At 71.4% G+C, this 22,979-nt stretch carries 26 protein-coding genes; 6 read left to right on the top strand and 20 right to left on the bottom strand.

The window, feature by feature from the left end; translation table 11 throughout:
• The 3 genes from VGJ24_RS18275 to recA form a co-directional block, all read right to left on the bottom strand.
• A partial coding sequence (locus tag VGJ24_RS18275) for a PPK2 family polyphosphate kinase (protein WP_331502074.1) occupies positions 1-777 on the bottom strand: 777 nt, incomplete at its 3' end.
• Positions 774-1,358, bottom strand: a complete 585-nt coding sequence (locus VGJ24_RS18270) for a regulatory protein RecX (protein ID WP_331502073.1) — start codon at positions 1,356-1,358, stop codon at positions 774-776. The genes VGJ24_RS18270 and VGJ24_RS18275, both read right to left, overlap by 4 nt.
• Positions 1,348-2,409, bottom strand: coding sequence for a recombinase RecA (gene recA / locus VGJ24_RS18265; RefSeq protein WP_331502072.1), 1,062 nt, complete (start codon positions 2,407-2,409; stop codon positions 1,348-1,350). The genes VGJ24_RS18270 and recA overlap by 11 nt, the downstream gene beginning before the upstream one ends.
• 240 nt (positions 2,410-2,649) lie before the next feature.
• Between recA and VGJ24_RS18260 the strand changes: the two genes are divergently transcribed.
• A complete protein-coding gene (locus VGJ24_RS18260) occupies positions 2,650-3,696 on the top strand; it encodes a GNAT family N-acetyltransferase (protein WP_331502071.1) in 1,047 nt (348 codons plus the stop codon).
• A 194-nt stretch (positions 3,697-3,890) separates the two neighbouring features.
• Positions 3,891-4,532: a LysE family translocator gene (locus tag VGJ24_RS18255; RefSeq protein ID WP_331502070.1), complete on the top strand. Its 642-nt coding sequence runs from the start codon at positions 3,891-3,893 to the stop codon at positions 4,530-4,532.
• 1 nt (position 4,533) lies between these two features.
• On the opposite strand, the gene VGJ24_RS18250 is transcribed toward VGJ24_RS18255, so the two are convergent.
• From VGJ24_RS18250 to VGJ24_RS18210, 9 genes are read right to left on the bottom strand one after another with little or no spacing between them, the layout of a single operon-like run.
• The gene (locus tag VGJ24_RS18250; RefSeq protein WP_331502069.1) at positions 4,534-4,728 is read right to left on the bottom strand and encodes a DUF3046 domain-containing protein; all 195 of its coding nucleotides are present in this window, start codon (positions 4,726-4,728) and stop codon (positions 4,534-4,536) included.
• Between the two features lie 4 nt (positions 4,729-4,732).
• Positions 4,733-5,884 carry a class I SAM-dependent methyltransferase gene (locus VGJ24_RS18245; protein WP_331502068.1) on the bottom strand — a complete coding sequence of 384 codons (1,152 nt, stop codon included), beginning with the start codon at positions 5,882-5,884 and terminating at the stop codon, positions 4,733-4,735.
• A gap of 18 nt (positions 5,885-5,902) precedes the next feature.
• Positions 5,903-7,027: a HAMP domain-containing sensor histidine kinase gene (locus tag VGJ24_RS18240; RefSeq protein WP_331502067.1), complete on the bottom strand. Its 1,125-nt coding sequence runs from the start codon at positions 7,025-7,027 to the stop codon at positions 5,903-5,905.
• A complete protein-coding gene (locus tag VGJ24_RS18235) occupies positions 7,024-7,707 on the bottom strand; it encodes a response regulator transcription factor (RefSeq protein ID WP_331502066.1) in 684 nt (227 codons plus the stop codon). Before VGJ24_RS18235 ends, VGJ24_RS18240 begins: the two co-directional genes overlap by 4 nt.
• Positions 7,682-8,131 carry a hypothetical protein gene (locus VGJ24_RS18230; RefSeq protein ID WP_331502065.1) on the bottom strand — a complete coding sequence of 150 codons (450 nt, stop codon included), beginning with the start codon at positions 8,129-8,131 and terminating at the stop codon, positions 7,682-7,684. Before VGJ24_RS18230 ends, VGJ24_RS18235 begins: the two co-directional genes overlap by 26 nt.
• The gene (locus VGJ24_RS18225) at positions 8,128-9,312 is read right to left on the bottom strand and encodes a molybdopterin-dependent oxidoreductase (RefSeq protein ID WP_331502064.1); all 1,185 of its coding nucleotides are present in this window, start codon (positions 9,310-9,312) and stop codon (positions 8,128-8,130) included. Before VGJ24_RS18225 ends, VGJ24_RS18230 begins: the two co-directional genes overlap by 4 nt.
• Positions 9,312-9,956, bottom strand: a complete 645-nt coding sequence (locus VGJ24_RS18220) for a methyltransferase domain-containing protein (RefSeq protein ID WP_331502063.1) — start codon at positions 9,954-9,956, stop codon at positions 9,312-9,314. Before VGJ24_RS18220 ends, VGJ24_RS18225 begins: the two co-directional genes overlap by 1 nt.
• Positions 9,953-10,594 carry a TIGR04282 family arsenosugar biosynthesis glycosyltransferase gene (locus VGJ24_RS18215; RefSeq protein WP_331502062.1) on the bottom strand — a complete coding sequence of 214 codons (642 nt, stop codon included), beginning with the start codon at positions 10,592-10,594 and terminating at the stop codon, positions 9,953-9,955. The genes VGJ24_RS18220 and VGJ24_RS18215 overlap by 4 nt, the downstream gene beginning before the upstream one ends.
• Positions 10,591-11,259, bottom strand: a complete 669-nt coding sequence (locus VGJ24_RS18210) for a glycosyltransferase family 2 protein (protein WP_331502061.1) — start codon at positions 11,257-11,259, stop codon at positions 10,591-10,593. The genes VGJ24_RS18215 and VGJ24_RS18210 overlap by 4 nt, the downstream gene beginning before the upstream one ends.
• Before the next feature lie 111 nt (positions 11,260-11,370).
• Between VGJ24_RS18210 and VGJ24_RS18205 the strand changes: the two genes are divergently transcribed.
• The gene (locus VGJ24_RS18205) at positions 11,371-12,702 is read left to right on the top strand and encodes a hypothetical protein (protein WP_331502060.1); all 1,332 of its coding nucleotides are present in this window, start codon (positions 11,371-11,373) and stop codon (positions 12,700-12,702) included.
• Between the two features lie 3 nt (positions 12,703-12,705).
• Here the strand turns inward: VGJ24_RS18205 and VGJ24_RS18200 are convergent, their stop codons facing one another.
• From VGJ24_RS18200 to VGJ24_RS18180, 5 genes are all read right to left on the bottom strand, one after another.
• A complete protein-coding gene (locus VGJ24_RS18200; RefSeq protein WP_331502059.1) occupies positions 12,706-13,740 on the bottom strand; it encodes an NAD-dependent epimerase/dehydratase family protein in 1,035 nt (344 codons plus the stop codon).
• Complete coding sequence (locus VGJ24_RS18195) at positions 13,737-14,525, bottom strand: S-methyl-5'-thioadenosine phosphorylase (RefSeq protein ID WP_331502058.1); 789 nt, start codon at positions 14,523-14,525, stop codon at positions 13,737-13,739. Before VGJ24_RS18195 ends, VGJ24_RS18200 begins: the two co-directional genes overlap by 4 nt.
• 137 nt (positions 14,526-14,662) lie before the next feature.
• The gene (locus VGJ24_RS18190; protein WP_331502057.1) at positions 14,663-15,478 is read right to left on the bottom strand and encodes an ABC transporter permease; all 816 of its coding nucleotides are present in this window, start codon (positions 15,476-15,478) and stop codon (positions 14,663-14,665) included.
• A complete protein-coding gene (locus VGJ24_RS18185) occupies positions 15,475-16,317 on the bottom strand; it encodes an ABC transporter permease (protein ID WP_331502056.1) in 843 nt (280 codons plus the stop codon). Before VGJ24_RS18185 ends, VGJ24_RS18190 begins: the two co-directional genes overlap by 4 nt.
• A complete protein-coding gene (locus tag VGJ24_RS18180; protein ID WP_331502077.1) occupies positions 16,317-17,246 on the bottom strand; it encodes an ABC transporter ATP-binding protein in 930 nt (309 codons plus the stop codon). Before VGJ24_RS18180 ends, VGJ24_RS18185 begins: the two co-directional genes overlap by 1 nt.
• A 124-nt stretch (positions 17,247-17,370) precedes the next feature.
• Here VGJ24_RS18180 and VGJ24_RS18175 point away from each other — a divergent pair, with 124 nt between their 5' ends.
• Positions 17,371-18,042, top strand: coding sequence for a hypothetical protein (locus VGJ24_RS18175; protein ID WP_331502055.1), 672 nt, complete (start codon positions 17,371-17,373; stop codon positions 18,040-18,042).
• A gap of 4 nt (positions 18,043-18,046) precedes the next feature.
• On the top strand, positions 18,047-18,433 hold the full coding sequence (locus tag VGJ24_RS18170) for a RidA family protein (RefSeq protein WP_331502054.1): 387 nt from the start codon (positions 18,047-18,049) through the stop codon (positions 18,431-18,433).
• Here VGJ24_RS18170 and VGJ24_RS18165 read toward each other — a convergent pair.
• On the bottom strand, positions 18,430-20,565 hold the full coding sequence (locus VGJ24_RS18165) for an MMPL family transporter (protein WP_331502053.1): 2,136 nt from the start codon (positions 20,563-20,565) through the stop codon (positions 18,430-18,432). The genes VGJ24_RS18170 and VGJ24_RS18165 overlap by 4 nt on opposite strands.
• 10 nt (positions 20,566-20,575) lie before the next feature.
• Positions 20,576-21,907, bottom strand: a complete 1,332-nt coding sequence (locus tag VGJ24_RS18160; protein WP_331502052.1) for a DUF222 domain-containing protein — start codon at positions 21,905-21,907, stop codon at positions 20,576-20,578.
• Positions 21,908-22,022: 115 nt separating this feature from the next.
• Between VGJ24_RS18160 and VGJ24_RS18155 the strand changes: the two genes are divergently transcribed.
• Positions 22,023-22,478: an NUDIX hydrolase gene (locus VGJ24_RS18155; RefSeq protein WP_331502051.1), complete on the top strand. Its 456-nt coding sequence runs from the start codon at positions 22,023-22,025 to the stop codon at positions 22,476-22,478.
• A 142-nt stretch (positions 22,479-22,620) separates the two neighbouring features.
• On the opposite strand, the gene VGJ24_RS18150 is transcribed toward VGJ24_RS18155, so the two are convergent.
• The gene (locus tag VGJ24_RS18150) at positions 22,621-22,923 is read right to left on the bottom strand and encodes a hypothetical protein (protein WP_331502050.1); all 303 of its coding nucleotides are present in this window, start codon (positions 22,921-22,923) and stop codon (positions 22,621-22,623) included.
• Positions 22,924-22,979: the final 56 nt, after the last annotated feature.

Genomic DNA, 22,979 nt, shown 5'->3' with positions numbered 1-22,979 from the left:
CCACTGCAGGTTCAACCCGCGCAGGTGGTCGAGCAGAAGCCCGCCGATGACCAGGTTGCGGTACCACTTCTTGTCCGCCGGCACGACGTACCACGGGGCGAGCTCGGTGTTGGTGCGCTCCAGCGCGATCTCGTACGCCGTGCGGTAGTCGCGCCAGAACGCGCGCTCGTCGATGTCACCGGGGTTGAACTTCCAGTACTTGTCCTCGCTCGCGAGCCGCGCCAGCAGCCGCTCCTTCTGCTCGGCGGCCGAGACGTGGAGCATGCACTTGACGATGACGACCCCGTCGGCGACCAGCTCCGCCTCGAACTCGTTGATCTCGTCGTACCGGTGCTCGATGGTGTCCGGGTCGGCCATCTCGTGCACCCGCACGATCAGCACGTCCTCGTAGTGGGACCGGTCGAACACCCCGACGTACCCCGGCTCCGGAAGGGCGCGTCGCACGCGCCACAGGAAGTGGTGCTTGCGTTCGTCGGCTGTGGGCGCCTTGAAGCTGGTGATCTTCACACCCTGGGGGTCGACCAGACCGACGGTGTGCCGCAGCACGCCGCCCTTGCCCGAGGTGTCCATCCCCTGCAGCACCAGCAGGATGCGGCGCCGGGACCCGGTGCCGCGCTCTGCCCAGAGGCGCTCCTGGAGGTCGGACAGCCCCTCGCCGAGGGCGAACAGGGCCGCCTTTCCCTTCGTCTTGCCGCCGTCGAAGCCCGGGGTGGCGTCGGTGGGGAGGTCCGAGAGGTCGACCGGCCCGGGAGACAGGCGGTGGAGGTGGGGGTTCACTCCTCCATCATGTCGGAATCGGCGTCGACCCCGCCGAGCTCGCCACGCACCACGGCGAACGAGAGCCCCGGCGAGTAGCCCTTGCGGCCGAGCATCCCGACCAGGCGCCGGGTCGCCGTCGCGCGGTCGACGCCACGCAACGACCGGAGCTTCTTGCGGACCAGGTCACGGGCCGCACTCTCCTCGTCGTCCGGGTCGACCTCGTCGAGCGCGGCCCGGGCGGTCTCGTCGTCGACGCCCTTGCGGCGCAGCTCCTGAGCCAGGGCGCGTCGGGCGAGGCCGCGGCTGCGTTGCCGACTCTCCACCCACGAGCGTGCGAACGCTGCGTCGTCGACGAGCCCGACCTCGGTGAACCGGTCGAGCAGCCCTTCGGCCAGGTCGTCGGGCACGCCCTTCTTGGTCAGCTTGTCGCGCAGCTCCCGGCGGCTGCGGGCCTGACCGGTCAGCGCGTCCAGCACGATCGTGCGCGCCACGGACTCCGCATCGGCGTCCGGTCCGTCGTGCTCGACGTCGGGAGGGGGCTCGCCCGCCCAGGCACGTACCCCCGCACCGACGTCGCCGCGCCAGGACTCAGAAGTCATCGACGCCGATCGGCTCGTCCGACAGGTCGTCGGCCGCACCCCCGGCGGGGGCGTCGACCGTCGGCCCGACCCCGAGCTTCTCCAGGATCCGCTTCTCCAGCTCGTTGGCCAGGTCGGGGTTGTCCTTGAGGAAGGCGCGGGAGTTCTCCTTGCCCTGGCCGAGCTGGTCGCCCTCGTAGGTGTACCAAGCGCCGGCCTTGCGAACGAGGCCCGCCTCGACACCGACGTCGATCAGACCGCCCTCGCGGCTGATGCCCTGGCCGTACATGATGTCGAACTCGGCCTGCTTGAACGGCGGGGCCACCTTGTTCTTCACGACCTTGACCCGGGTGCGGTTGCCGACCATGTCGGTGCCGTCCTTGAGCGTCTCGATGCGCCGCACGTCGAGCCGGACCGAGGAGTAGAACTTCAGCGCACGACCGCCCGTCGTGGTCTCGGGAGACCCGAACATCACGCCGATCTTCTCCCGGAGCTGGTTGATGAAGATCATCGTGGTGTTGGAGTTGTTGAGCGCCCCGGTCATCTTCCGCAGCGCCTGGCTCATCAGCCGGGCCTGGAGGCCGACGTGGCTGTCGCCCATCTCGCCCTCGATCTCGGCGCGCGGCACGAGCGCGGCGACCGAGTCGATCACGATCAGGTCGAGCGCACCGGAGCGGATCAGCATGTCGGCGATCTCGAGCGCCTGCTCCCCGGAGTCGGGCTGGCTGACCAGCAGCGCGTCGGTGTCGACGCCGAGGTTCTTCGCGTAGTCGGGATCGAGGGCGTGCTCGGCGTCGATGAACGCCACGATGCCGCCGGCGCGTTGGGCGTTGGCCACCGAGTGCAGGGCGACGGTCGTCTTGCCGGAGGACTCCGGCCCGTAGATCTCCACCACCCGGCCGCGCGGCAGGCCGCCGAGGCCGAGCGCGACGTCGAGGGCGATCGAGCCGGTCGGGATGACCTCCAGCGGTGCCCTGGTCTCGTCGCCCAGGCGCATCACCGAGCCCTTGCCGAACTGCTTCTCGATCTGGGCGAGCGCGACATCGAGCGCCTTCTCGCGGTCTCCAGCCATGTCTGTCCATCCTTGTCCGGGACCCGCCGTCCCGCCTCGCTGTGTCTGGTCTTCTGTCTGGTGTCGTTGTCGGGCCAGACGCTAGACCGAGTCACCGACAGCCCGTCCGAGGTGGCACGGAGGCTGTGGATGACCCCGGACCGGGGTCGTCTGCAGAGACCATCTAACCCGAACACGTGTTCGACCCCGAACCGACACGCCGCACAAACCCGGTTGCACCCACGCCGAGGTTCGGACACCGTGACGGACGTGTCCGAGCTGGTGATCCGACCCCTCGACCCGCACGACGACGCGGACATGAACGGCTTCCAGGACGTGTACGCCGCCTCCGAGCTGGCCGAGGACCCCGACGCCGCGCTCTACTCGCGCGAGGACGGCATCGCGATGCTCACCAGCGGCGACACCACCTCTCTCTTCGACGCCTTCGGCGCGTTCCTGGGTGACCGGATGGTTGCCGAGACGGTCCTCATGGGCAGCATGCGCGACAACCTCGAGCTGGGTCAGGTGCTGCTCTGGGTCGACCCCGACCACCGCAGCCGAGGCTTCGGAACGCGCGCGCTCGACCACGTCGAGGAGCACGCGCGCAACCGCGGCCGCTGGAACCTTCGGGTGCAGGTGCGCATCGGCGAGGGACTTGCCGGCAACCGCCTCTTCGCCGAGCGGCACGGGTACACGCTCGCGATGACCGAGATCGAGCGCCGCCTCGCGTTGCCGGTGGACCTGGACCACGTGGACCGGCTGGCGGCCGGGGCCGCGCCGCACCACGACGGCTACCAGATCCGCTCCTTCGTCGGGCCGGTCCCAGAAGGGCTGCGCGCGTCGTACGTCGAGATCCGCAACCTGCTCGGCATCGAGGCGCCGCACGGTGACCTCGAGCTGGAGATCGGGCGGGACACCGTCGAGGACCTCGACGTCCTTGAACGGGAGGGCGCGCAAGCCGGCCGGACCTCCCTCACGGCCGTCGCGCTGCACGACACGGCCGTGGTGGCGTACGCCCACGCATCCGTGCCGGCTGCCGGCTTCCACCACGTCGACCAGTACGGCACGCTCGTGCATCCCGACCACCGCGGGCATCGCCTCGGGATGGCCGTGAAGTGCGCGCAGCTGCGGCTGCTCGCCGAGCTATTCCCCGACCGCGACTACATCCAGACGAGCAACGCGGAGGTCAACGCCCACATGGTCGCGATCAACGTCGCCCTCGGCTTCGAGATCCACCAGGTGTGGGGCGAGTTCGAGAAGCACCTCGAGCCGGCTGCGGTGTGTCTCGTGACGATGCCCGCCGGATAGGAGGTCCGACGGGCACCATCGTCCGGCTCTCACACCAGACGCCACCCGTAGGAGCATGGGGTATCCACGGGTGAATCGCCCCTTCGCGCTGGGGCACTCTCGACGTTACAAACCACGGTCGCCCAGTACGTCCCAGATTTCGGGGATTGCACGCCCGGAGTGCCGGCCGGTCGAGCCGCAGTAGGGTCCCCCTCGTGCTCGTTGAGCTGACCTCCTTCACCCTCGCCTCCGTCCTGATCGTGCTGCTCCCCGGCCCCGACAGCCTGGTCGTGGTGCGCGGACTGGTCCGCGGCGGGCGGCGCGGCGGCGCGTCGACGGCGGCGGGTGTCCTGTGCGGCCTGGTCGTCTGGGTCGGCGCGACGGCGCTGGGGCTCTCGGCACTCCTCCAGGCCAGCGAGATCGGGTACGACGTGCTCAAGATCGCCGGCGCCTGCTACCTGACCTGGATCGGGGTGCGGTCGCTGCTGTCGGTCCGGCGCACCGCCGAGGAGGTCGCGACCGAGGGCGACGGCCCGATGGCCCCGGAGCCCGTCCCGGGTGGTGGGGCGGGCTTCTTCGCGGGCTTCCTCACCGACCTGCTGAACCCGAAGGTGGGCGTCTTCTTCGTCAGCTTCCTGCCCGGGTTCGTCCCGGACAGCGCCTGGTCGGTCGGGTGGACCACCTTCGCCCTCGGCGCCTGGTACACCGTGCTGACCGCGGTGTACTTCGTCGGCCTGATCGCGCTGTCCGGCACGGTCGCGACGTGGATGAGGTCGCCGCGGATCCGGCGCCGGCTCGACACGCTGACCGGGCTGGTGCTGGTCGGGTTCGGCGTACGACTGGCGACCGAGGCCTGAGCTACCGCTCCGAGGCGGGCAGCTCGAGAGCCCGCCAGACCGCGGCCCACACGGCCTTCGGCGGCTCACCGGCATCCAACGCCTCCTGGGCGGTCCGCTCGCCGAGCTCGCCGATCACGAACTGACCGGCCCAGGCGCGGGCGTACGCCGGGCCGAGAGCCGACTCCATCCGGGACCAGAACTCCGTGTGCCTCACGGCTTCATGATGCCCGCGTCGCGAGGACCTCGAGCCACTGCTCCCCGTCGCGCCCCTCACTGCGCAGGACCTCGCGGACCGACCACCCGGCCGCCTCCATGACCGACCGGAGCGGCTCGTCTCGCCAGAAGGTGAAGAACCGGGGGGTGGTGACGTTGCCGTGCGTCGACCAGTCCTCGCCGTCACCTTCCTTGACCGAGACGAAGAGCGTTCCGCCGCGACGGGTCGCCCGGGCCAGTCGGGTCAGGACCGTCGGCAGGTCGTCGCGGTCGACGTGGAGCAGGCTCGCGTCGGCCCAGATCCCGTCGTACGGCGTGCCCGGAGCGGCCGGGTCGGCCAGGTCGTCGTACAGCGGGTCGACCAGGTCGGCCCGGTGACCGCCGGACCGGAGGATCTCGACGAACGCCGCCGTGATGTCGGTGCGCCGTACGAACAGTCCTGCCCGCTCGAGCGCCGCGGCGTCGCGGCCGGACCCGCTTCCGATCTCGAGCACCCGGCCGCCCTGGGACACCATCCCGGCGAACCGTCCGATCGCGGCGGCGACGGTCGCCGGCAGCTCGCGGGTGCCCTCCAGGTAGTCGGCGGCGGACACGTCGTACGCCCGGATGGTCGCCGAGCGCGCGGCCCCGCGGACGTCATGGAGGTGGTGGACGACGTCGTGCAGCTGGTACCGCGCGAGCGACTCGATCGTGAACGTGTGCCCGTCGCTCCGGCGCCCGGGCCGCTGCCAGGACAGCGGCGGGACCGAGTCGTAGAGGTCGCCGATCGCGTACGCCGCGGCCACGAGCGTCGGTCCGATGATCGACGGCAGCTGGTCGGCGTACCGACCCTGCTCGGCGGAGCTGTCCTGGTCCCAGTTGTCGAACAGCGGGTCGTCCTCGGCGAGCATCTGCGAGACCCGGTCGTGGTAGATCTGATGGACGTCGTGCACGTGGCAGGCGTACTCCAGCGTCGACCACCGGTCCGGACGGCTCCGCTCCCCCGCCGCGGGGTCCGCCAGGAGGGCGAACCACACGTGCGCGTTCTGGCGGAAGGCCCGTGGGATCGCGGGCCGGTCGTACGCGGATGCTTCGAAGCCGCACTCGTCGCAGGGCCGGTCCAGCACCCAGGTCCAGTCCTTCGTGTCGGGCTCGAGAGGCGTCTGCTCACGGGTCACCGGCACATCCTCACCCAGCTAGGCAGGCAGCGTCACCAGGAACCGGCAGCCGGGGTCGTGGTTCGCGACGGCGACCTGCCCGAGGTGCGCCTCGACGATGCCCTTGACGATGGCGAGACCGAGTCCGGCCCCGGCTCCCCCGACACCGTCGACGTGGTCCGGGGTGCGCGCACTGCTGCCCTGCCAGCCCACGTCGAACACCCTGGGGATGTCCTCCTCCTTCATCCCGCCGCACGCGTCGGTGATCGACAGCTCCACGCCGTCCGGCACGGCACGGCCGCGGATCTCGACGACTCCGTCGGCGGGGGTGTGGCGGATGGCGTTCATCAGCAAGTTGGAGACCACCCGCGAGAGACTCGCGGGGTCGGCGGTGACGAGCACGTCCTGCTCCACCTCTCCACCGAGTCGTACGCCGCGCGCCCGGGCGACCGAGTCCGCTCCGGCCAGCGCCTCGCTCACCAGGTCGCCGAGCGCGACGGGTTGCGGGCTCAGTCGCAGCACGCCCGCGTGGATCCGGGAGAGCTCGAAGAGGTCGTCGACCATCCGTACCATCCGGTCGACCTCGGCGCGCATCATCGCGTGGTAGCGGCCGGGGTCGTCGGCGAGGCCGTCCTCCAGCGCCTCGGTCATCGCCCGCAGGCCCGCCAACGGTGTGCGCAGGTCGTGGGAGACCCACGAGACGAGCTCGCGCCGCGACTGCTCCAGGGCCAGCTCGCGATCGCGGGACTCGGCGAGCTTCTGGCTGGTCCGGCGGAGCTCGTCCGAGAGCTCGGAGAACTCCGCCGGGCCGCCGGGCGACGCGACGTACTCACCGCTCTCGCCGAACGCGCGCGCTCCCTCGCGGATCGCGCGCGACCAGCGGGCGAGCGCCGACCCGACGGCCAGCGCGAACAGCAGGGCCACGAGGCCGGCCACGGCGGCGACGAGACCGATCACACCCAGGTCGTGCCCGGAGATGAACATGGCGCGCGCGGTGGCCAGCGTGCCGGCAACCACGGAGAGCACGGCGACGCTCGCGACCCCGACCGTCAGCCACCGCACCGAGGCACGGCGGCCGAGCCAGACCACGACGCCACCGATCAGACCCACGCCCCCCGACCAGGCGGCGGTGGTCAGGACGATGACGACCTGGTCGTGGGTCATGACGCGGGCTCCCAGCGGTACCCGACGCCCCACACCGTCGCCAGGCGGACGGGATGGGTGGGGTCGGCCTCGATCTTCTCGCGCAGGCGACGGACGTGGACGGTCACCGTCGACTGGTCGCCGAAGGACCAGCCCCAGACCCGCTGCAGCAGCTCGTCGCGCGAGAACGCCTGACCCGGGTGGCTGAGGAGGAAGCGCAGCAGGTCGAACTCGCGGACCGTGAGCGAGAGGCGGCTTCCGGCGAGGGTCGCGGTGTGCTCGGTCGAGTCGACGACGAGGTCGCCGTCGGAGACCGAGCCCTTGTCGCCGCTGCGCTCGCCCACCCGCCGGAGCACGGACTCCACCCGCAGCACGAGCTCGCGCGGGCTGAACGGCTTCGTCACGTAGTCGTCGGCGCCGCGCTCCAGCCCGACGACCCGGTCCGTCTCGGACCCGAGCGCCGTCAGCATGATCACGGGGACGTCGTCACCCTTGGCCCGGATGCGACGGCAGACCTCGAGCCCGTCGATGCCGGGCAGCATGAGGTCGAGCACGATCAGGTCGGCCCGCTCGTCACGCAGATCTGCCAGGGCGGACTCGCCGTCCGCGGCTTCGCCCACGGCGTACCCGGCCGCGCGGAGGTAGGTGACGACCACCTCGCGCACGGTGACGTCGTCATCGACCACCATCACCCGTGCCATCGTCACCCCCTCCGACCGTCGTCCGCCGACGTACCGACACGAGAGTGCCGGCCGCGACCGCGACGACCACCAGTGTGACGAGCACGGACCAGCCGAGCCAGTAGTCGCGGTCGAGCAGGGTCGGGCGGTCGGCCCGGGCGCCGAGGCGGCCGAGCTCGGGGATCGCGAGCAGGGTCACCGGCACCAGGACCACCAGCGCCACGACCCCAGGAGCGAGCCGGTCCGGGGGGAGCACGCGGATGGCGACCACGGCCACCACGAGCACCAGCGGGGCGAACACTCCGTCGTGCAGCACGAGTCCGCCCACCAACCAGACGAGCGTGGCGAGGGTGTTCGCCCAGCCGAGGTCGAGCAGCCGCCACCCGCCGTACGTGCCGGCCGCGAGGCCGAGGAGGAGCAGCGCGAGCCGGCTGGCGCGCATCACGTCGTCACCTCCAGCCGGCCGACCCACTTGGTCTGCAGGACACCGGGACGATCGGGCGCGATCAGCCGGCACGGGAAGCCGTGGTCGATCGAGAGCGGCTCGCCCTCGAGGTCGAGCGCCAGCAGCGTGTGCGGGTGGTCGGAGAAGTTCCCCGGCAGCGTGCTCACCCGCTCCCCGCCGTGCTCCTGCAGCGACTCCACCAGCACCTCGCTCCCGGCAGGTGCGTCGACGAGTTCCAGGAGGTGTCGCACGGGGACACCGGTCCAGGTGGCACCGGCGCTCCAGCCCTCGACGCACGCGATCGGGAGCGACGCCGTCGTCTGCGGCATCGCCCGGAGGTCCGCGAGGCTGAACTTCGCCTCCCGGTCGCCGTTGACCACCGTCAGCCGGTACGTCGCCCTGGTGGCCGCCGCGACCACGCCGCGGTAGGCCGCCGTGTGGTTGATCGGGACACCCTGGGGTCCCGTGCCGGACCGGACGCCCAGCACCGAGACGGTCCGCAGCCAGGGCACCGTGGCGCCGGCGGTCGCGAGCACCGCGACACCCGCCGCCGCCCAGGTCGTGCGCAGCAGGCCGCGCCGCGACATGACTCCAGGCCCGGCTGCCGTGCCGGCCCTGTCCTGGGCCGTGCTGTCGACGTCCGACGCCAGTGCGGTGCGGATGATCGGGAGCTTGACCGCGATGTGCACGCCCAGCGCACCGATCGCGATCCAGCCCAGGGCGTAGTGGGTCGGCCGGAAGTTGAACTGCCAGGGGTACCACTGCGCCGCGTTGGCGAGCCCCGTGACGAGCTGGAAGATCGCCGCCGCGACCAGCACGGCGATCGACACCCGTTCGAGCCCGTGCAGGACCAGCTCGCGGACGTCGCGCGGAGGACGCGCGAGGAGCTTGGGGAAGACGGTCCAGAGCTTCACGAGCAGCAGCGGCACGGCCGCGGTGCCCGCGATCACGTGCACGCCTTGGGTGACCCGGTAGCCCCAGCTCGGGCTGGTCGGGAACGCCAGCCAGGGCGACGGGGTCTGGGCCCAGTGGCTGATCAGTCCGGTGACGAAGGCCAGGCCGAAGGTGATGCCCAGCCAGAAGCCCAGACGGGCGGTCACGGCAGGGCTGCGCAGCCACGAGCTGAAGTCGTCCTCGCGCGGAATCGCTCGAGGCACGTCGCGCACCTCCGGCAGCCTCATCACACCACCTCGAGGACGGCGCAGAACCGCTCGTCGTACCGGTGCTGCGATGCCAGCCGCAGCTGCGCAGCGCCCGCGACGGCCGCGATCGCGTCGGCCCCGACCAGGGTCCACGGGAAGGGGTCGCTGCGGCCGACCTCGGTCTCGAGGCGCACGTGCCGGGTGCGGACACCCGTGCCCGGCGGGGCGACCTCGACGACCACCCGTCCGGTCGTGGCGATCAGGTCGCGCACCCGGGACAGCAGGGCGACCGGGTCGCCGCCGATGCCGATGTTGCCGTCCGCGAGCAGGGCCGTCTCCCAGCGTCCCTCCCCCGGCACCGGGTCGAACACGTCGCGCAGGAGGGCCGCCACGCCCCGGTCGATGCTGAGCCGCACCGCCTCGGGCACGATGTCGATGCCGAGCACCGGCCGCCCGCGTCGGGCCAGGGCCTGAGCCATCCGGCCTGGCCCGCATCCGATGTCCACCGTCGGTCCGTGGCAGAGGCCGAGCAACGCCTCGTCGACCGGATCGGCGTCGCACAGCCAGGCCGCCGTGGGCAGCAGCCCGCGCGGGCCGTCGGCGTCGAGCAGCAGACAGGGGTCCCCGCGCAGGGCCGAGGCGAACACCTGGGCCACCGGGACCGCGGCGTCCACGACGGTCATCGGGACACCGCCTGCCAGGCGCGCCGGAAGTGGCCGCCGCCGAGCTCATCGGCGACGGCGTCGGCATCCGCGACGGTGTCGACGTCGCGCAGCACCCGGGCCGCCCGGACGGTCTGTCCTGCCGCGGCGAGCGCGTCCCGGGTCCTGGCGTAGGTGTCCGGTCGCGACATGGGGACGCCGGCCAGGCCGGCGGCGGCCGTCGGGTCCGGCACGGCCAGGACCCACCAACCCCCGTCCGGCGCCGGACCCAGCACGGCGTTCCCCCTCCCCGATGACGCGGCGACCTCGCGGAGATCGGCCGCGGTGAGCTGCGGCGTGTCCATCCCGACCTGGACCGTCGGGCCCGGACCGGCCGCGTCGGCGTGCGCTCGGGCCAGACGCTCACCGAACGTCGTGCCCCGCTGCGGGTGCACGACCCAACCCCCCAGCTGGTCGCGGAGCGCGTCCTCCTCGTCGGCGCCGCGCAGGTCGCCGTCGAGCGCGAGGTGCCACTCGTCGAAGGCGGCTCGGCAGGCAGCCAGGGTGTCGAGCAGTGACGCGGCGGCCACCCGGGCCGCCGCGTCCATCCCGATCACCGCGCCCAGACGTGTCTTCACGCGCCCGGCGACGGGCGCCTTCGCGACCACCAGCGCTCTCATGCGGCCCGGACCTTCCAGAAGTCACGGGCGGTGCGGATGGTCCCCCGCAGCGATCCGCTGACCTTGGAGCGGGTGCCGGCCGCCCGCGGCCGGTACGCCACGTCGTACTCCGCGATCCGCCAGCCGGCGCCGGTCGCCCGGCGCAGCAGCTCGAGCGGGTACCCGAAGCGCCGGTCCCGTACGTCGAGGGCGAGCAGGTCGGTACGGCGGCAGACCCGCATGGGCGCGATGTCCCGCGCCGGGAAGCCGGTGGTACGTCGCAGCCAGGCGACGACGAGCGCGTTCCCGACCCGGGCGTGCCACGGCCACACGCCCCGAGCGACCGGACGGCGGCGCCCCAGGGCGAGGTCGGCGTCCCCTTCCCTGACCGCCCGCAACAGCCGGCCGAGCTCGGCGGGGTCGAAGGAGCCGTCCCCGTCCATCACCGCGACGTACTCCGACTCCGCGGCCTCGACGCCGCACTGCACCGCCGCGCCGTACCCGGTCCGGGGCTCGACCAGCACCCGAGCGCCGTACTGTCGCGCGACGTCCGACGTGCCGTCGCGGGACCCGTTGTCGACCACGATCACCCGGAAGCCGGCCGGCACCTCGGCGAGCAGCGCGGGGAGCGCGCGCGCCTCATCACGACAGGGCAGCACGAGGTCGCAGAGGGGTCTCGGATCCACGTCGTCGACGCTAGGAGCTCGCGGCGCCGTTCCGAGCCGGATGGGATTACGGAACGCTGACGTCCCCGGCCCGGGCCGGTCCGGGGACGCTCCGGCACCTAGCCTGACCGGGTGCCAGCCGCCGCCCGTTCCGAGCGCGCCGCGTGGGGCGGACTGATCGTGGCGCTGACCCTGGTCGGGGCCGCGGTCGTCGTGCCCCCGCTGAACCACTGGCAGGTGCACGCCAGCCTGCACCCGGTGCGTCCGTTCGCGCCGTTGGCGGGCTGGGTCGACCCCCGGGTCGGACCGGCGACGCCGCTCGCCGTCGTCCTGGGCGTGGCAGGCGTGATCTGGGGGCCCGCCGCCGCTGCCCGACTCCGGTGGCGCACCCTCCTCCTCGCGACGTACGCCGGCACCGCGGCGTGGACGCTCGCCCTCGCGTTCGTGGACGGCCCCTCCGGGCTGACCCACGAGATCGCGAACCACAACGAGTACCTCCCCACGGCCCGGCAGGTGCACGACGTGCCCGCGCTGCTGAGCGGGTTCGCCGATCGGATCCCGGTGGGCGTCCCCGGGAGCTGGCCCACGCATGTCGCCGGTCACCCACCAGGGGCGCTGCTGCTCTTCGTCGGCCTGGTCGCGCTCGGGTTCAACGGCTCGTTCGCCTGCGCGCTGGTCCTCACTCTCATCGGGTGCACGACCCCGGTCGCCGTGCTGCTGACCCTGCGGCGCCTCGGCGCCGAAGACGTCGCACGACGCGCGGTGGCGTTCCTGGTGCTGGCACCGGCGGCGATCTGGGTAGCGGTGTCGGCGGACGGTGCTTTCGCGGCGGTCGCGGCCTGGGGGCTGGCCGCGGTCGCCGCGGCCACGTCTTCTGTCCGCCGTTCGGCCGTCTGGAGCTGGGGCGTGGTCGGCGGGCTGCTGCTCGGCGCGTGCCTGCTGCTGTCCTACGGTCTTCCGCTGCTGGCGCCCCTGGTCCTCGCCGTCCTGGCGGCCGGGCGGTCGTGGCGCCCGTTCCCCGCGGTGGCGCTCGGGGCGGTCGCGCCGGTGCTCGGGTTCGCCGCACTCGGGTTCCGGCTGTGGTCGGCCTATCCGCTCCTGCAGGACCGCTACGTGGCGGGGATCGCGGCGGGGCGACCGGCGTCGTACTGGCTCTGGGCGGACCTCGCGGCGCTGCTGATCAGCGCCGGCCCCGCCCTCGGCGCCGGCCTCGGCTCACTCCTGGCCGAGGGGCGGCGCTCACCGCGCGTCGTCCGCCTCCTCGTCGGGGCGGCCGGTCTGGCCGTTCTCGCCGCCGACGCGTCGCGGATGAGCAAGGCCGAGGTGGAGCGGATCTGGCTGCCGTTCCTGCCGTGGCTCCTGCTGTCCACGGTGTGCCTGCCGGAGAGGTGGCGCCGGCCGATGCTGGTGGTGCAGGTCGTGGTCGCGCTGCTGGTCCAGCACCTGGTGCTCACCAACTGGTGACGGTCACGCCCGGAGCGGGTCGGTGCGGAACGCCGTCAGCCCCTCCGCCGGCTCGATCGCAGAGGTGAAGCCGAGGTCGCGCTCAGCCCGGGCCGGCGAGGCCACGATGTGCCGGACGTCGCCGAGGCGGTAGTCACCGGTCACCACCGGCTGCGGGCCGTCGCCCGCCACAGCTACGGCGACCTCGCGGATGCTCACCGGAGTCCCGGAGCAGACGTTGTACGCCGCCGAGGTCCCCGGCGCTGCCCCGCGTACTGCCGTCATCGCCAGCACGTTGGCCCGCGCCACGTCGTCGACGTGGACGAAGTCGCGCATCTGTCCACCGTCCTCGAACACCCGCGGCGCCTCGCCACGCTCCACCGACGAGCGGAACATCGCCGCGACCCCGGAGTACGGCGTGTCCGGCGGCATCCCCGGGCCGTAGACGTTGTGGTAGCGCAACGCCAGCGCCGCGGCTCCGGCCTGCCGCGTCCACGCGGAGACGTAGTGCTCCTGGGCGACCTTGCTGGCGGCGTAGACGCTGCGCGGGTCGAGGCGCGCGTCCTCGTCGACCGGAGTCCAGTCCAGCGGCTCTCCGCAGACCGGGCACGCGTGGTCGAAGCGCCGGGCCCTCAGGGCTCTCTCCGTCCGGGGTCCCGGCGCCTGGGGGCCGTGCGTCGGACAGGCGTAGCGCCCCTCGCCGTACACCACCATCGACGAGGCGAGCACGAGGCGGTCGACGCCGGCCTCGTGCATCGCGGCCAGCAAGGCAGCCGTGGCCAGGTCGTTGTGCGAGGCGTACGACGGGAGATCGGCGACGTGGGCTCCCATCCCGACCAGCGCAGCCTGGTGACAGACGACGTCGACCCCGCGGAGCAGGTCACCCCAGGAGCCGGCATCGCGGACGTCGAGCGCGTGAGTGCCCGGTGGCCCTCGGGTCACGCCGTGGGCCGCGGGCAGCATCAGGTCGACGCGCACCACCTCGTCCCCCGACGTGGCCAGCGAGCGGTCGATCGCCGAGCCGATGAACCCCGCCGACCCGGTGAGCAGGACCTTCACGGGATCTCGTAGCCAAGCTCGAGGCCGTCGGCCCAGGTGTCACACGTGCAGCCGGCCGGGTCGGGCAGGTCGGCGACGACGCCGGCGAGCAGCGCCGCGAGCCGCTCGGTGTGCTGAGCGAACAGCGCGAACACGTCCTCCTGGTGCACCCCCTGCTCCGGCTCGACACCGGCATCCATGTCGGTGACCAGCGCGATCGTGGCCAGGCACATCCGGAGCTCGCGAGCCAGCGCGGCCTCCGGTGCACCGGTCATGTTGATCAGGGTCCAGCCGCGCGACGCGTAGTCCTGTGACTCGGCGCGGGTCGAGAAGCGCGGCCCGTCGATGACCACCATCGTGCCGCCGCGACGTACGCCCTCCGGTGCGGCCAGGGCGGTCGACAGCCGGGGGCAGTAGGGGTCGGCGAAGGGCAGATGTACGGCGCCGCGCTCGACATAGCTGCGGCTTCGGCCGGAGGTGCGATCGACGAGCTGGTCCGGGATGACGAGGTCTCCGGGAGCCACGTCGTCGCGCAGGCCGCCGACCGCGCACGGCGCCAGCACCTGCCGGACGCCGAGCGAACGCAGGGCCCACAGGTTGGCGCGGTAGTTGATCACGTGCGGTGGGTACTCGTGGTGCGGCCCGTGCCGGGGCAGGAAAGCGACGCGACGTCCGGCGACCTCCCCGACCGAGACCGGCGCCGAGGGCTCGCCGTACGGCGTCGCGACGGTCACCTGATCGGACAGGTCGAGGAACGAGTAGAAGCCGCTGCCACCGATCACGGCCACGTCCGCGCGAGAGCTCACTGCTCCACCCTGGCAGGGGCGTCGTCGTCGGTTCCACCGTGACGGCCGATTGTCACCGTTCGGTAAGGCAGCCCGTGGCACAGTGGTGCGCCATGCCGTCCCGCACGCAAGGCTTCGTCGGGTGACCGACCCTCTCGTCAGGTCAGCAGCAGCGTGTCGAGGCGTCGGCGTACGACGAGGAGCCCGATCGCGCCCATCACCAGCAGGTAGACCACCGAGAACGCCGACTGCCAGCTGAGGACCCCGGTCGTCAGCTCGCGGCAGAGCACGACCCCGCGGTAGAGCGGGGTGACCTCGACGATCCACCGCAGCACGCCGTGGAACGCCGTGATCGGGAAGAAGGTGCCGGAGAAGAGGAACAGCGGCAGCTGGACCAGCGTGATCTTGTCGAAGTCCTGCCAGGAGTTCATGTACGTCGTCAGCCCCATGCAGACCGCGCTGAACGCGAAGCCGATCAGCAGCGTGGCCGGGAACGCCAGCACGGCCCACCAGGAGTGCACCAGCCCGAGCGCCCACATCACCACCAGGAACGCCACGGAGTACGACGCGCCCCGCAGCTGCCCCCAGACGATCTCGCCGCGGGCGATGTCGGACGTGGTCAGCGGGGTGACCAGCATCTGGTCGTAGAGCTTCTCGTACTTGAGCTTGAAGAAGACGTTGAACGTCGAGTCGAGCAGGGCGCCGTTGAACGCGGACGCCGCGAGCATCCCGGGCGCGACGAACTCGGCGTACGGGATGGAGTGGCCGTTGAGCTCGAAGGCGTGGATCAGCTTCCCGACGCCGATGCCGATCGAGAAGAGGTACAGGACAGGCTCGAGGAAGCCGGTGAGGAACAGCTTCCACGCGCTCCGGTAGACGACGTAGTTGCGAAAGACGAGCAGCCGCGTCCCCTCGAACGGACGGAGCGGCGACGCGGTGAGCGGGATCGTCGTGGTCGCCGTGGCTGTGGTCATGTCTCCAACCTCCGCGTCAGGGTGCGGACCGCCAGCCACCAGCCGGGGATCAGCACGGCCACGAGCACGGCCGTGTTCACCGCCGCGGTGGACCACTCGACGGTGTCGAGGCAGAGCATCCGGGTCAGGTTGACGCCGTGCCACAGCGGAGTGAGCTTGGCGACCCACTCCAGGACGGGGCCGAGGTTGCTGATCGGGAAGAACGAGCCGGAGAACAGGAACAGCGGGATCAGACCGAGCCGGAAGATGAGCCCGAACGAGTCCTGGCTGTTCACATGGGCGCTGAACGCGAACGTCCAGGTGGCGAACGCCATCCCGGTCAGCATCGTGGCGAACCAGGCCAGCACCGGCCCCCACCAGGATGCGAACACGCCGAACGGTGCCATCACCACGAAGTAGACGCCGCAGGTCGAGCCGACCCGGAACAGCGTGAACATCAGCATCGCGTTCGCCAGGTCGCGCACCTCGAGCGGGCTGGCGAGCTGGGCGTAGAAGCTCTTGTGCCACTTGATCGCGCCCATCACGGGGTAGGTCGTCTCGAACACAGCGGTCTGCATCGCCTGGGCGGCGATCAGGCCGGGCACGATGAAGGCGAGGTACGACGGAGCGCCCTCGAGCCGGCTCGGGGGGACGTGGACGAACCCGCCGAGCAGCACGCCCATCGCCAGCACGTAGAACAGCGGCGAGGCGAAGGACGTGACGATCGAGCCCTTCCAGGTGCGCTTGTAGACGGTCCACCAGTAGTCGTACTGCCGGAGCATTCCCCGCCAGGCCGACAGCCGCCGGTCGTCGCGCACGACCTCGTCGGTCGAAGCGGTGGTCGATCCTGTCGAGACCATCAGTCCACCAGCGTCCGTCCGGTCAGCCGGAGGAACACGTCCTCCAAGGTGGAGCGGCGTACCAGCGTCGCCACCGGCCGCAGACCGCGCTCGTGGACCTGCTCGAGCACCTGCTCGCCGTCGTCGCTGTAGACCAGGATCCGGTCGGGCAGCACCTCGACCCGCTCGCCGAGGTCGGCGATCTTCTCGGCGGTCGCGTCGTGGTCGCCCACAGGGAAGCGCAGCTCGGCGACCTCGCGGGTGGAGTACTCGCGGATCAGGTCGAGCGGCGAGCCCTCGGCGGCGATCACGCCGCGATCCATGACGACCAGGCGGTCGCACAGCTGCTCGGCCTCGTCCATGTAGTGCGTGGTGATCACCAAGGTGACGCCCTGCTGCTTGAGGCGGAACAGCCGGTCCCACAGGACGTGTCGGGCCTGCGGGTCGAGCCCTGTGGTCGGCTCGTCGAGGAGCAGGATGTCGGGCCGGTTGATGAGGGAGCGGGCGATGGTCAGGCGCCGCTTCATGCCCCCGGAGAGGTCCTCGACCTTGGCGGTGCGCTTCTCGGTGAGCTGCACGAACTCCAGCAGCTCGTCGGCCCGCTCGCGCACCTCGCGCTTGGCGATGCCGAAGTAGCGACCGTAGATGTAGAGGTTGTCGAAGACGTTCAGCTCGTTGTCGAGGGTGTCCTCCTGAGGGCAGACGCCGAGCCGCGACCGGATGGCCGGGCCGTGCTCGGCCGGGTCCATCCCGAGGATCCGCAGCTCTCCCCCGCTGACCGGCGACACGGCCGCGATCATCCGCATGGTCGAGGACTTGCCGGCGCCGTTGGGGCCGAGGAAGCCGAACGCCTCGCCGCGGCGTACGTCGATGTCGATGCCTTTCACCGCCTCGACGACCTCACCCTCCCGGCTGGTGAAGGACTTGCGCAGATCGCGGGCGGCGATCATCGGCTCAGACGTGGGCAGGTGGGGCACGTTGACCGACCCTACAAACCCCCGCCGACACCCGCGCAATCCGTTTCCGGTGGGGACGAACCTTCTCGTGGGATGGTGCGTCCTCGGGGGTGTGAGCGTGCAGGCGACGGGAGCCCCGGTGATCAGTTTCGACGAGTTCGTCCACGCTCGGATGCCTCACCTCCTGCGCCTCGGACGGGCGCTGACCGGCGACGAGGAGCGCGGGGCCGACCTGGTGCGCGAGGTGACGTTGCCGAAGGTCTCCCAGGCGACCCAGATGGCGGACGTGCTTCCCGACTCCCGTGTCGTCCTCTACGACACCACCACCACCATCTCGGCCTCTGCGGAGAAGGTCGTCGTGGGTGACGGGACGACCTGGCACCGCTACCGGATCCCCTGCTTCACGGTCCCCGACCTGTTCGGTGGAGACCCCTCTACTCGAGGACCGAGCTGCGGGTTCTTCCGGACCCCCAGTCAGATCGAGGGCCAGCCGCTGCCGACGTCGACTGGCAAGACGACGATCGGGTCGTCGGCGGACCTGGGCACGGTGCCGATCGCAGGTCAGCCCGTCGGCCACGTGCGTACGCTGTACGTCTCCGGGCACCACGCGGTCGTGTACTCGCCGGACGGGCGACAAACGGCGCACCTCTCGCTGACACCCGACGAGACCATCGGGCAGCTCGCCGTGTCCGGCCGTCACGCCGTGCTGGCCACGTCAGGGGGCCGGCTGTTCGCCAGCGACGACGGCGGCATCACGTGGCGGCTGCTCCCTCCTCAGGACCTACTGTGACGCCATGGAACGTCGCCATGCGCGCTCGGGCTCGCCGTTCGAGGAGACCATCGGCTTCTCGCGGGCGGTCAGGGTGGGCTCGACGGTCGTCGTGAGCGGTACGGCGCCGGTGTGGCCGGACGGGCACGTCGACCCGGATCCGGCGGTCCAGGCACGACGCTGCTGGGAGATCGTCGTGGCCGCCCTCGAGGAGCTCGGCGCGACCGTCGCGGACGTCGTCCGCACTCGGCAGTACGTCGTGAGCTCCGACCTCGCCGACGCCGTCGGCACCGTGCACGGTGACGTGTTCGGCGAGGTACGGCCGGCCAGCACCATGGTCGTCGTGACCGGCCTGCTCGACCCGCGCTGGCTTGTCGAGGTCGAGGCCGACGCGGTGGTGCCCCGGGCCTAGACCGACGCCGCCGGCTCGGTCTCCTGCTCCGGCTCGCGCTTCTCGTCCCCGTGGCCCGGCCACCAGGCCGCGTGCCCGATCAGCGCGGTGATCGCCGGCGTGAAGAACATCGCCATCACGAACGCCGCCACGAAGATCCCGAACGCGATCGAGAAGCCCAGGGCGACCAGCAACGAGTTGCCGCCGAGCATCAGCGAGGCGAAGGTGCCGGCCAGGATCAGGCCCGCCGCCGCAACCGTCGGGCCCGCGTGCGTCACCGCCTCGGCGGCGGCGTCACGGGCGTTCTTGCCCTCGCGGGCCTCCTCGCGTAGTCGCGCGATCATCAAGATGTTGTAGTCGGTGCCGAGCGCCACCACGAAGAGGTAGATGTAGATCGGCAGCAGGAAGATCAGGCCCTCCTTGCCCTGGATGTGCTGGAAGACGATCACCGCCGCGCCGAGCGTCGCGCCGAACCCGAGACCGACCGATGCCATCAGGTACCACGGCGCGACCAGGCTCCGGAGCAGCAGCGCCAGGATGATCGCGATCACGATCGCCGCGACCGGGAACACGACCTTGTAGTCGCGGTTCATCGCCTTCTGGAAGTCGACGAAGACCGACGTCGTCCCGCCCACCAGTGCCTCGGTGCCGTCTGGTGCCGCGGCATGCGCTGCGTCGCGGACCGGGCCCTTGATGGCGGCCAGTGCCGCGTCGGAGGTCGGGTCCGTGTCGAGCACGACGCTGAACGAGGCCGTCTTCTTGTCGGGGCTCAGCTGCGCCGGCGCGACCGACCCCACGCCCTCCACCTTGCCCAGCCGGGCGGCGTACGCCGTGGCCTCGGCCTCGTCCAGCGGCGTGCCGTCGGTGGAGTGGAGCAGCACGACCGTCGGGTCGGTCGCCCCGGGCGGGAAGCCCTTCTCCAGCGTCTTCAGGGCGACCGCGGACTCGACGGTCTTCGGGGCGCCCGAGTCGCCGAGGTCGAAGTTCGGGTTGAAGCCGAGGGCGAAGACCGCCAGCACGGCGAGGATCAGGCCGGACGCCGCGGCGTACACCCCCGGGCGGCGGCCGAGCGAGTGTCCGATCGCGCCGAAGCGGGCGAAGCCCGGCTCCTTCTGCCAGGCCTTCGACGGCCAGAAGATCTTCGTCCCGACCAGGGACACCACCGCCGGCACGAGCGTCAGCGCCGCCAGCACCGTGACGGCCACCGCGATCGCCAGCGCCGGGCCGATCGACTTGAAGATGCCGAGCGAGCTGAGGATCAGTGCCATGAAGGAGACGATCACCGCACCGCCGGCCGAGACGATCGCCTCGCCGGCGCGGGCGATCGCCTGGAACACGGCGTCCTTGGACGGCTCTCCGAGGCGGAGCCGCTCTCGGTAGCGGAACAGGAAGAACAGGATGTAGTCGGTACCGATGCCGAACAGCACCACGATCAGGATCACCTGGATCGAGCTGTCGGTCTTGAGGTCGAAGACCTTGTTGGCGGCACCGATCAGCCCGACGGCCACCTGTGAGACCAGGCCGATCACGAGCAGCGGGAACAGCGCGAGGATCACGCTCCGGAAGATCACGACCATCAGCAGCAGGATCAGGGCGAACGTCGTGAGCCCGACGATCGCCTCGGCCTTGGCCGAGGCGTCCTGCGAGTCGAGCGCCTGCGCCGCCGCCCCGGTCACCCCGACCGTGAGGTCCGTGCCGTCGACCGCCGCGTGGGCGTCCTTCCGAAGGGCCTTCGCGGCGTCGATCGCGTCGGGGTCGTAGGGGTTCTTGTCCTTGGCGATCCCGACCACGGCCAGCTGCACGAGCTTGTTCTGTGAAGGAGGTTGGGCGACCACGCCCGAGAAGACCGGGTCGACCGTGCCGTTCAGCTCGTTGGCAATCTTCTGGACCTCGGCGGTGTCGGCCGCGGTGAGCTTGCCGCCGTCGGTCCGGTCGAACACCAGCAGAGCGCCGACACTGGTCTGCTGCGGGAACGCGTCGGTCTGGAGATTCGCCGCCCGGATCGACTCGTACTTCGACGGCAGGAACTCCGACTGATCGGCCGTGGCGCTCAGCTTCGGCGCCGTGCTGACGATCAGGACGGATACCACGATCCACCCGATGACGACGTACCAAGGATGACGTGTGGCCAACCGACCGAGTGCCCCGAACACGCGCCCGAGCCTAGCGACACATCCAACTTGCTCTCGACTCACGCCACCAGCGCGCGGGGGTAGCTGATGTCCGGCCGCCATCGCGGGGCGGGCGGCGCGGTCGACCGGTAGGAGCGGCCGGCGGGGGTCGTGATCTCGACCGTGTGGCGTTCGCCGGGTGACGGTCTGGCTCGCCAGAGCCGATCGCCTCCTTGGCGTAGTTGCACGCCTCGCAGAGCCCCTGGCCGTTGCGCTCGCTGGTCTCACCGCCCCCGCCGACCGGCTCGGGATGGTCGTGGTGACGGATCGGGGCGTCGCACCACGGCGTCCGGCAGAACTGGTCGCGGAGCTCGATCAAGGTGCCGAGTCCGTCGGGGAAGCAGCGGGCCCGTGAGTCCGTGGCCACCAGCTGACCCGTCTCGGGCTTCACGTACGGGCGACGGAGCTGAGCCAGGCTCGCGTCGTCCGCGGACTTCACGAGCTCCCTGGCCAGCTCGGCCGGGATCGGGCCGTAGCCGTCGAGGTGCGCGGCTTCTTCCGTCGTGCCGAACAGCACGTCGTCAGCGACGACGACGTGGGCCAGCACCGGGAGAGCGGTGGGTTGTTCGGTGCCGAGGAGACGGGCGACGAGCGTGTCGACCATCAGCTGGCCGCGGCTGCGTGGGTCGCCGGTCGACCGGAGCGAGTCGGCGTGCTCGCTGAGCGAGCGGAAGACGGCCACGCCCTGCGCCACCGGGAGCTCGGCCGACAGCCGTGACATCACGTCCGGAGCCGGTCGCAGCGTCACCCGACGCTCCGACTCGGCGATCCGCCGCCGGGTCACCCAGGACTCCGCGTCGAGCTCGTAGGCGAGGCGGCGTACGGCGTTGCCGAGCTCGCGGTCGCCCATCCGCTCGAGTTGCTCGAGGTCGCCGGCCACGCGGCGGTCCACCTCCACGCGATCCTCCCGCGACAGGCACGCCGTCTCGCGGGCGATGATCGTGGCCCGCCACCCGCTGATCCGACCCGCGCGGAACGCTTGCCTCGTGAACGGCATCTCGCTGCGCAGCACCTTCGCCAGGCCGAGATCCTGCTGTCCCCGATGAGGCGACTCGCGACGCGCGAGCGCGATCTCAGCGGCCACGCCTTGCCCCTGCCGCGACGTCGGGACCCCGCGGTCCGCCGCCCGCTGCCGCATCGAGGTGTCCACCTCGACCGCGAGGTCCGCCTGCAGCCCCTCGGCGGCGCACTTCAGCTCCTCGAGCGCCGTGATCAGGTCGAGCCGTCCGCGGTCGTCGTCCGGACCCGAGGCGCCGGCGACGTCGGCCACCCAGGCGCGCACCCGCTCGGCATCCACCGGCAGAGTCTCGGATCGATCGAACATGTGTTCGAGTCTAGATTGCCCCGCCGACAGCGTCGAGACCCTCCGAACGATCTGTGGACAGCCGACATCTCAACGCTCCCCGGGCCTTGGCAGGACGGGTGGTTAGCCTCGTCCGGTGTCCGTGGACAGGTCTTACATCCGGGTGAAGGCCATGCTGATTGCGCTCCACGAGGACCGCGACCGCCACGCCGTCACTCTCAACCCACCGACGGATGAGAATCCCGATGGATACCACCGCCTCATCGGAGGTGGCGTCGAGCTCGGCGAGACTCACCACGACGCGATCGTGCGCGAAGTGGACGAGGAGCTCGGAGCGACGATCCAGGGTCTCGCCTACTTGGCAACCGTGGAGAACATCTTTCGGATCGACGGCGTGCCCGGACACGAGATCGTGCTTCTCTACTCCGGGCGGCTCGACCCTCAGCCAGCAGGGAGCAACGCCACCCTGACCGAGAGTGACGGCAGCGTCGTGCCGGTTGTCTGGCGCCCTGTCGACGACTCGAGTGAGTCCTTGCCTCTTTACCCGGCTGGGGTGATTCCGTGGATCCGACACCTCGCCGAGCGACGGTAGACGGGCAGCCTGGACGGCCTGGGCGGGTCAGCGCCCCACGGTCGCGGTCACGCCGAGGCTTCGCGCGGCCTCGGCGAGGCGCCGATCACGCGCACCCACAGCCGGCACCCGGGCGTGATCAGGTCAAGGCGAGGAGATCAGGTCAGAACTCGTCCGGGGACGCGATCGCCTCGGCGATCGTGATCTCCGGTGGCACCGGAGAGGCGCCGATCGAGGCGACGAACTCCTTCATCTTCGGGTCGCCGAAGAACTGTTCGAAGGCCTCGACGGTCTCCCACTCGTCGACCGCGACCACGACTCCGTCGCCGATGCCGAACCGGTGATGGATCGCCCCCATCTGCTTCGCCCGGTCACCCACCGCCACGAACTCGTCCGCGCGATCGGCCAGTGCCTTCTGGAATGTCGCCGTGTCCCCGGAGACCTTGACGACGACGAGAACGCTCATGTGCCCTCCTACGACGTCGCGGCCCGGGTGTGTCCCGGGCCGCGTGCCGAACGTAT

Origin of the sequence: Nocardioides sp. (assembly GCF_036493135.1) — a bacterium.
Classification (GTDB): domain Bacteria; phylum Actinomycetota; class Actinomycetes; order Propionibacteriales; family Nocardioidaceae; genus Nocardioides.
Note: the sequence above shows the minus strand (reverse complement) of the source record. Positions and strands in the feature narration are given on the sequence as shown.

Coding starts and splice junctions, on each gene's coding strand:
- VGJ24_RS18270 (WP_331502073.1), bottom strand. CDS start 1,358: ATGACTTCTGAGTCCTGGCGCGGCGACGTCGGTGCGGGGGTACGTGCC.
- recA (WP_331502072.1), bottom strand. CDS start 2,409: ATGGCTGGAGACCGCGAGAAGGCGCTCGATGTCGCGCTCGCCCAGATC.
- VGJ24_RS18240 (WP_331502067.1), bottom strand. CDS start 7,027: ATGACCCACGACCAGGTCGTCATCGTCCTGACCACCGCCGCCTGGTCG.
- VGJ24_RS18235 (WP_331502066.1), bottom strand. CDS start 7,707: ATGGCACGGGTGATGGTGGTCGATGACGACGTCACCGTGCGCGAGGTG.
- VGJ24_RS18225 (WP_331502064.1), bottom strand. CDS start 9,312: ATGAGGCTGCCGGAGGTGCGCGACGTGCCTCGAGCGATTCCGCGCGAG.
- VGJ24_RS18220 (WP_331502063.1), bottom strand. CDS start 9,956: ATGACCGTCGTGGACGCCGCGGTCCCGGTGGCCCAGGTGTTCGCCTCG.
- VGJ24_RS18215 (WP_331502062.1), bottom strand. CDS start 10,594: ATGAGAGCGCTGGTGGTCGCGAAGGCGCCCGTCGCCGGGCGCGTGAAG.
- VGJ24_RS18190 (WP_331502057.1), bottom strand. CDS start 15,478: ATGACCACAGCCACGGCGACCACGACGATCCCGCTCACCGCGTCGCCG.
- VGJ24_RS18185 (WP_331502056.1), bottom strand. CDS start 16,317: ATGGTCTCGACAGGATCGACCACCGCTTCGACCGACGAGGTCGTGCGC.
- VGJ24_RS18180 (WP_331502077.1), bottom strand. CDS start 17,246: ATGATCGCCGCCCGCGATCTGCGCAAGTCCTTCACCAGCCGGGAGGGT.
- VGJ24_RS18170 (WP_331502054.1), top strand. CDS start 18,047: ATGGAACGTCGCCATGCGCGCTCGGGCTCGCCGTTCGAGGAGACCATC.
- VGJ24_RS18160 (WP_331502052.1), bottom strand. CDS start 21,907: ATGTTCGATCGATCCGAGACTCTGCCGGTGGATGCCGAGCGGGTGCGC.
- VGJ24_RS18150 (WP_331502050.1), bottom strand. CDS start 22,923: ATGAGCGTTCTCGTCGTCGTCAAGGTCTCCGGGGACACGGCGACATTC.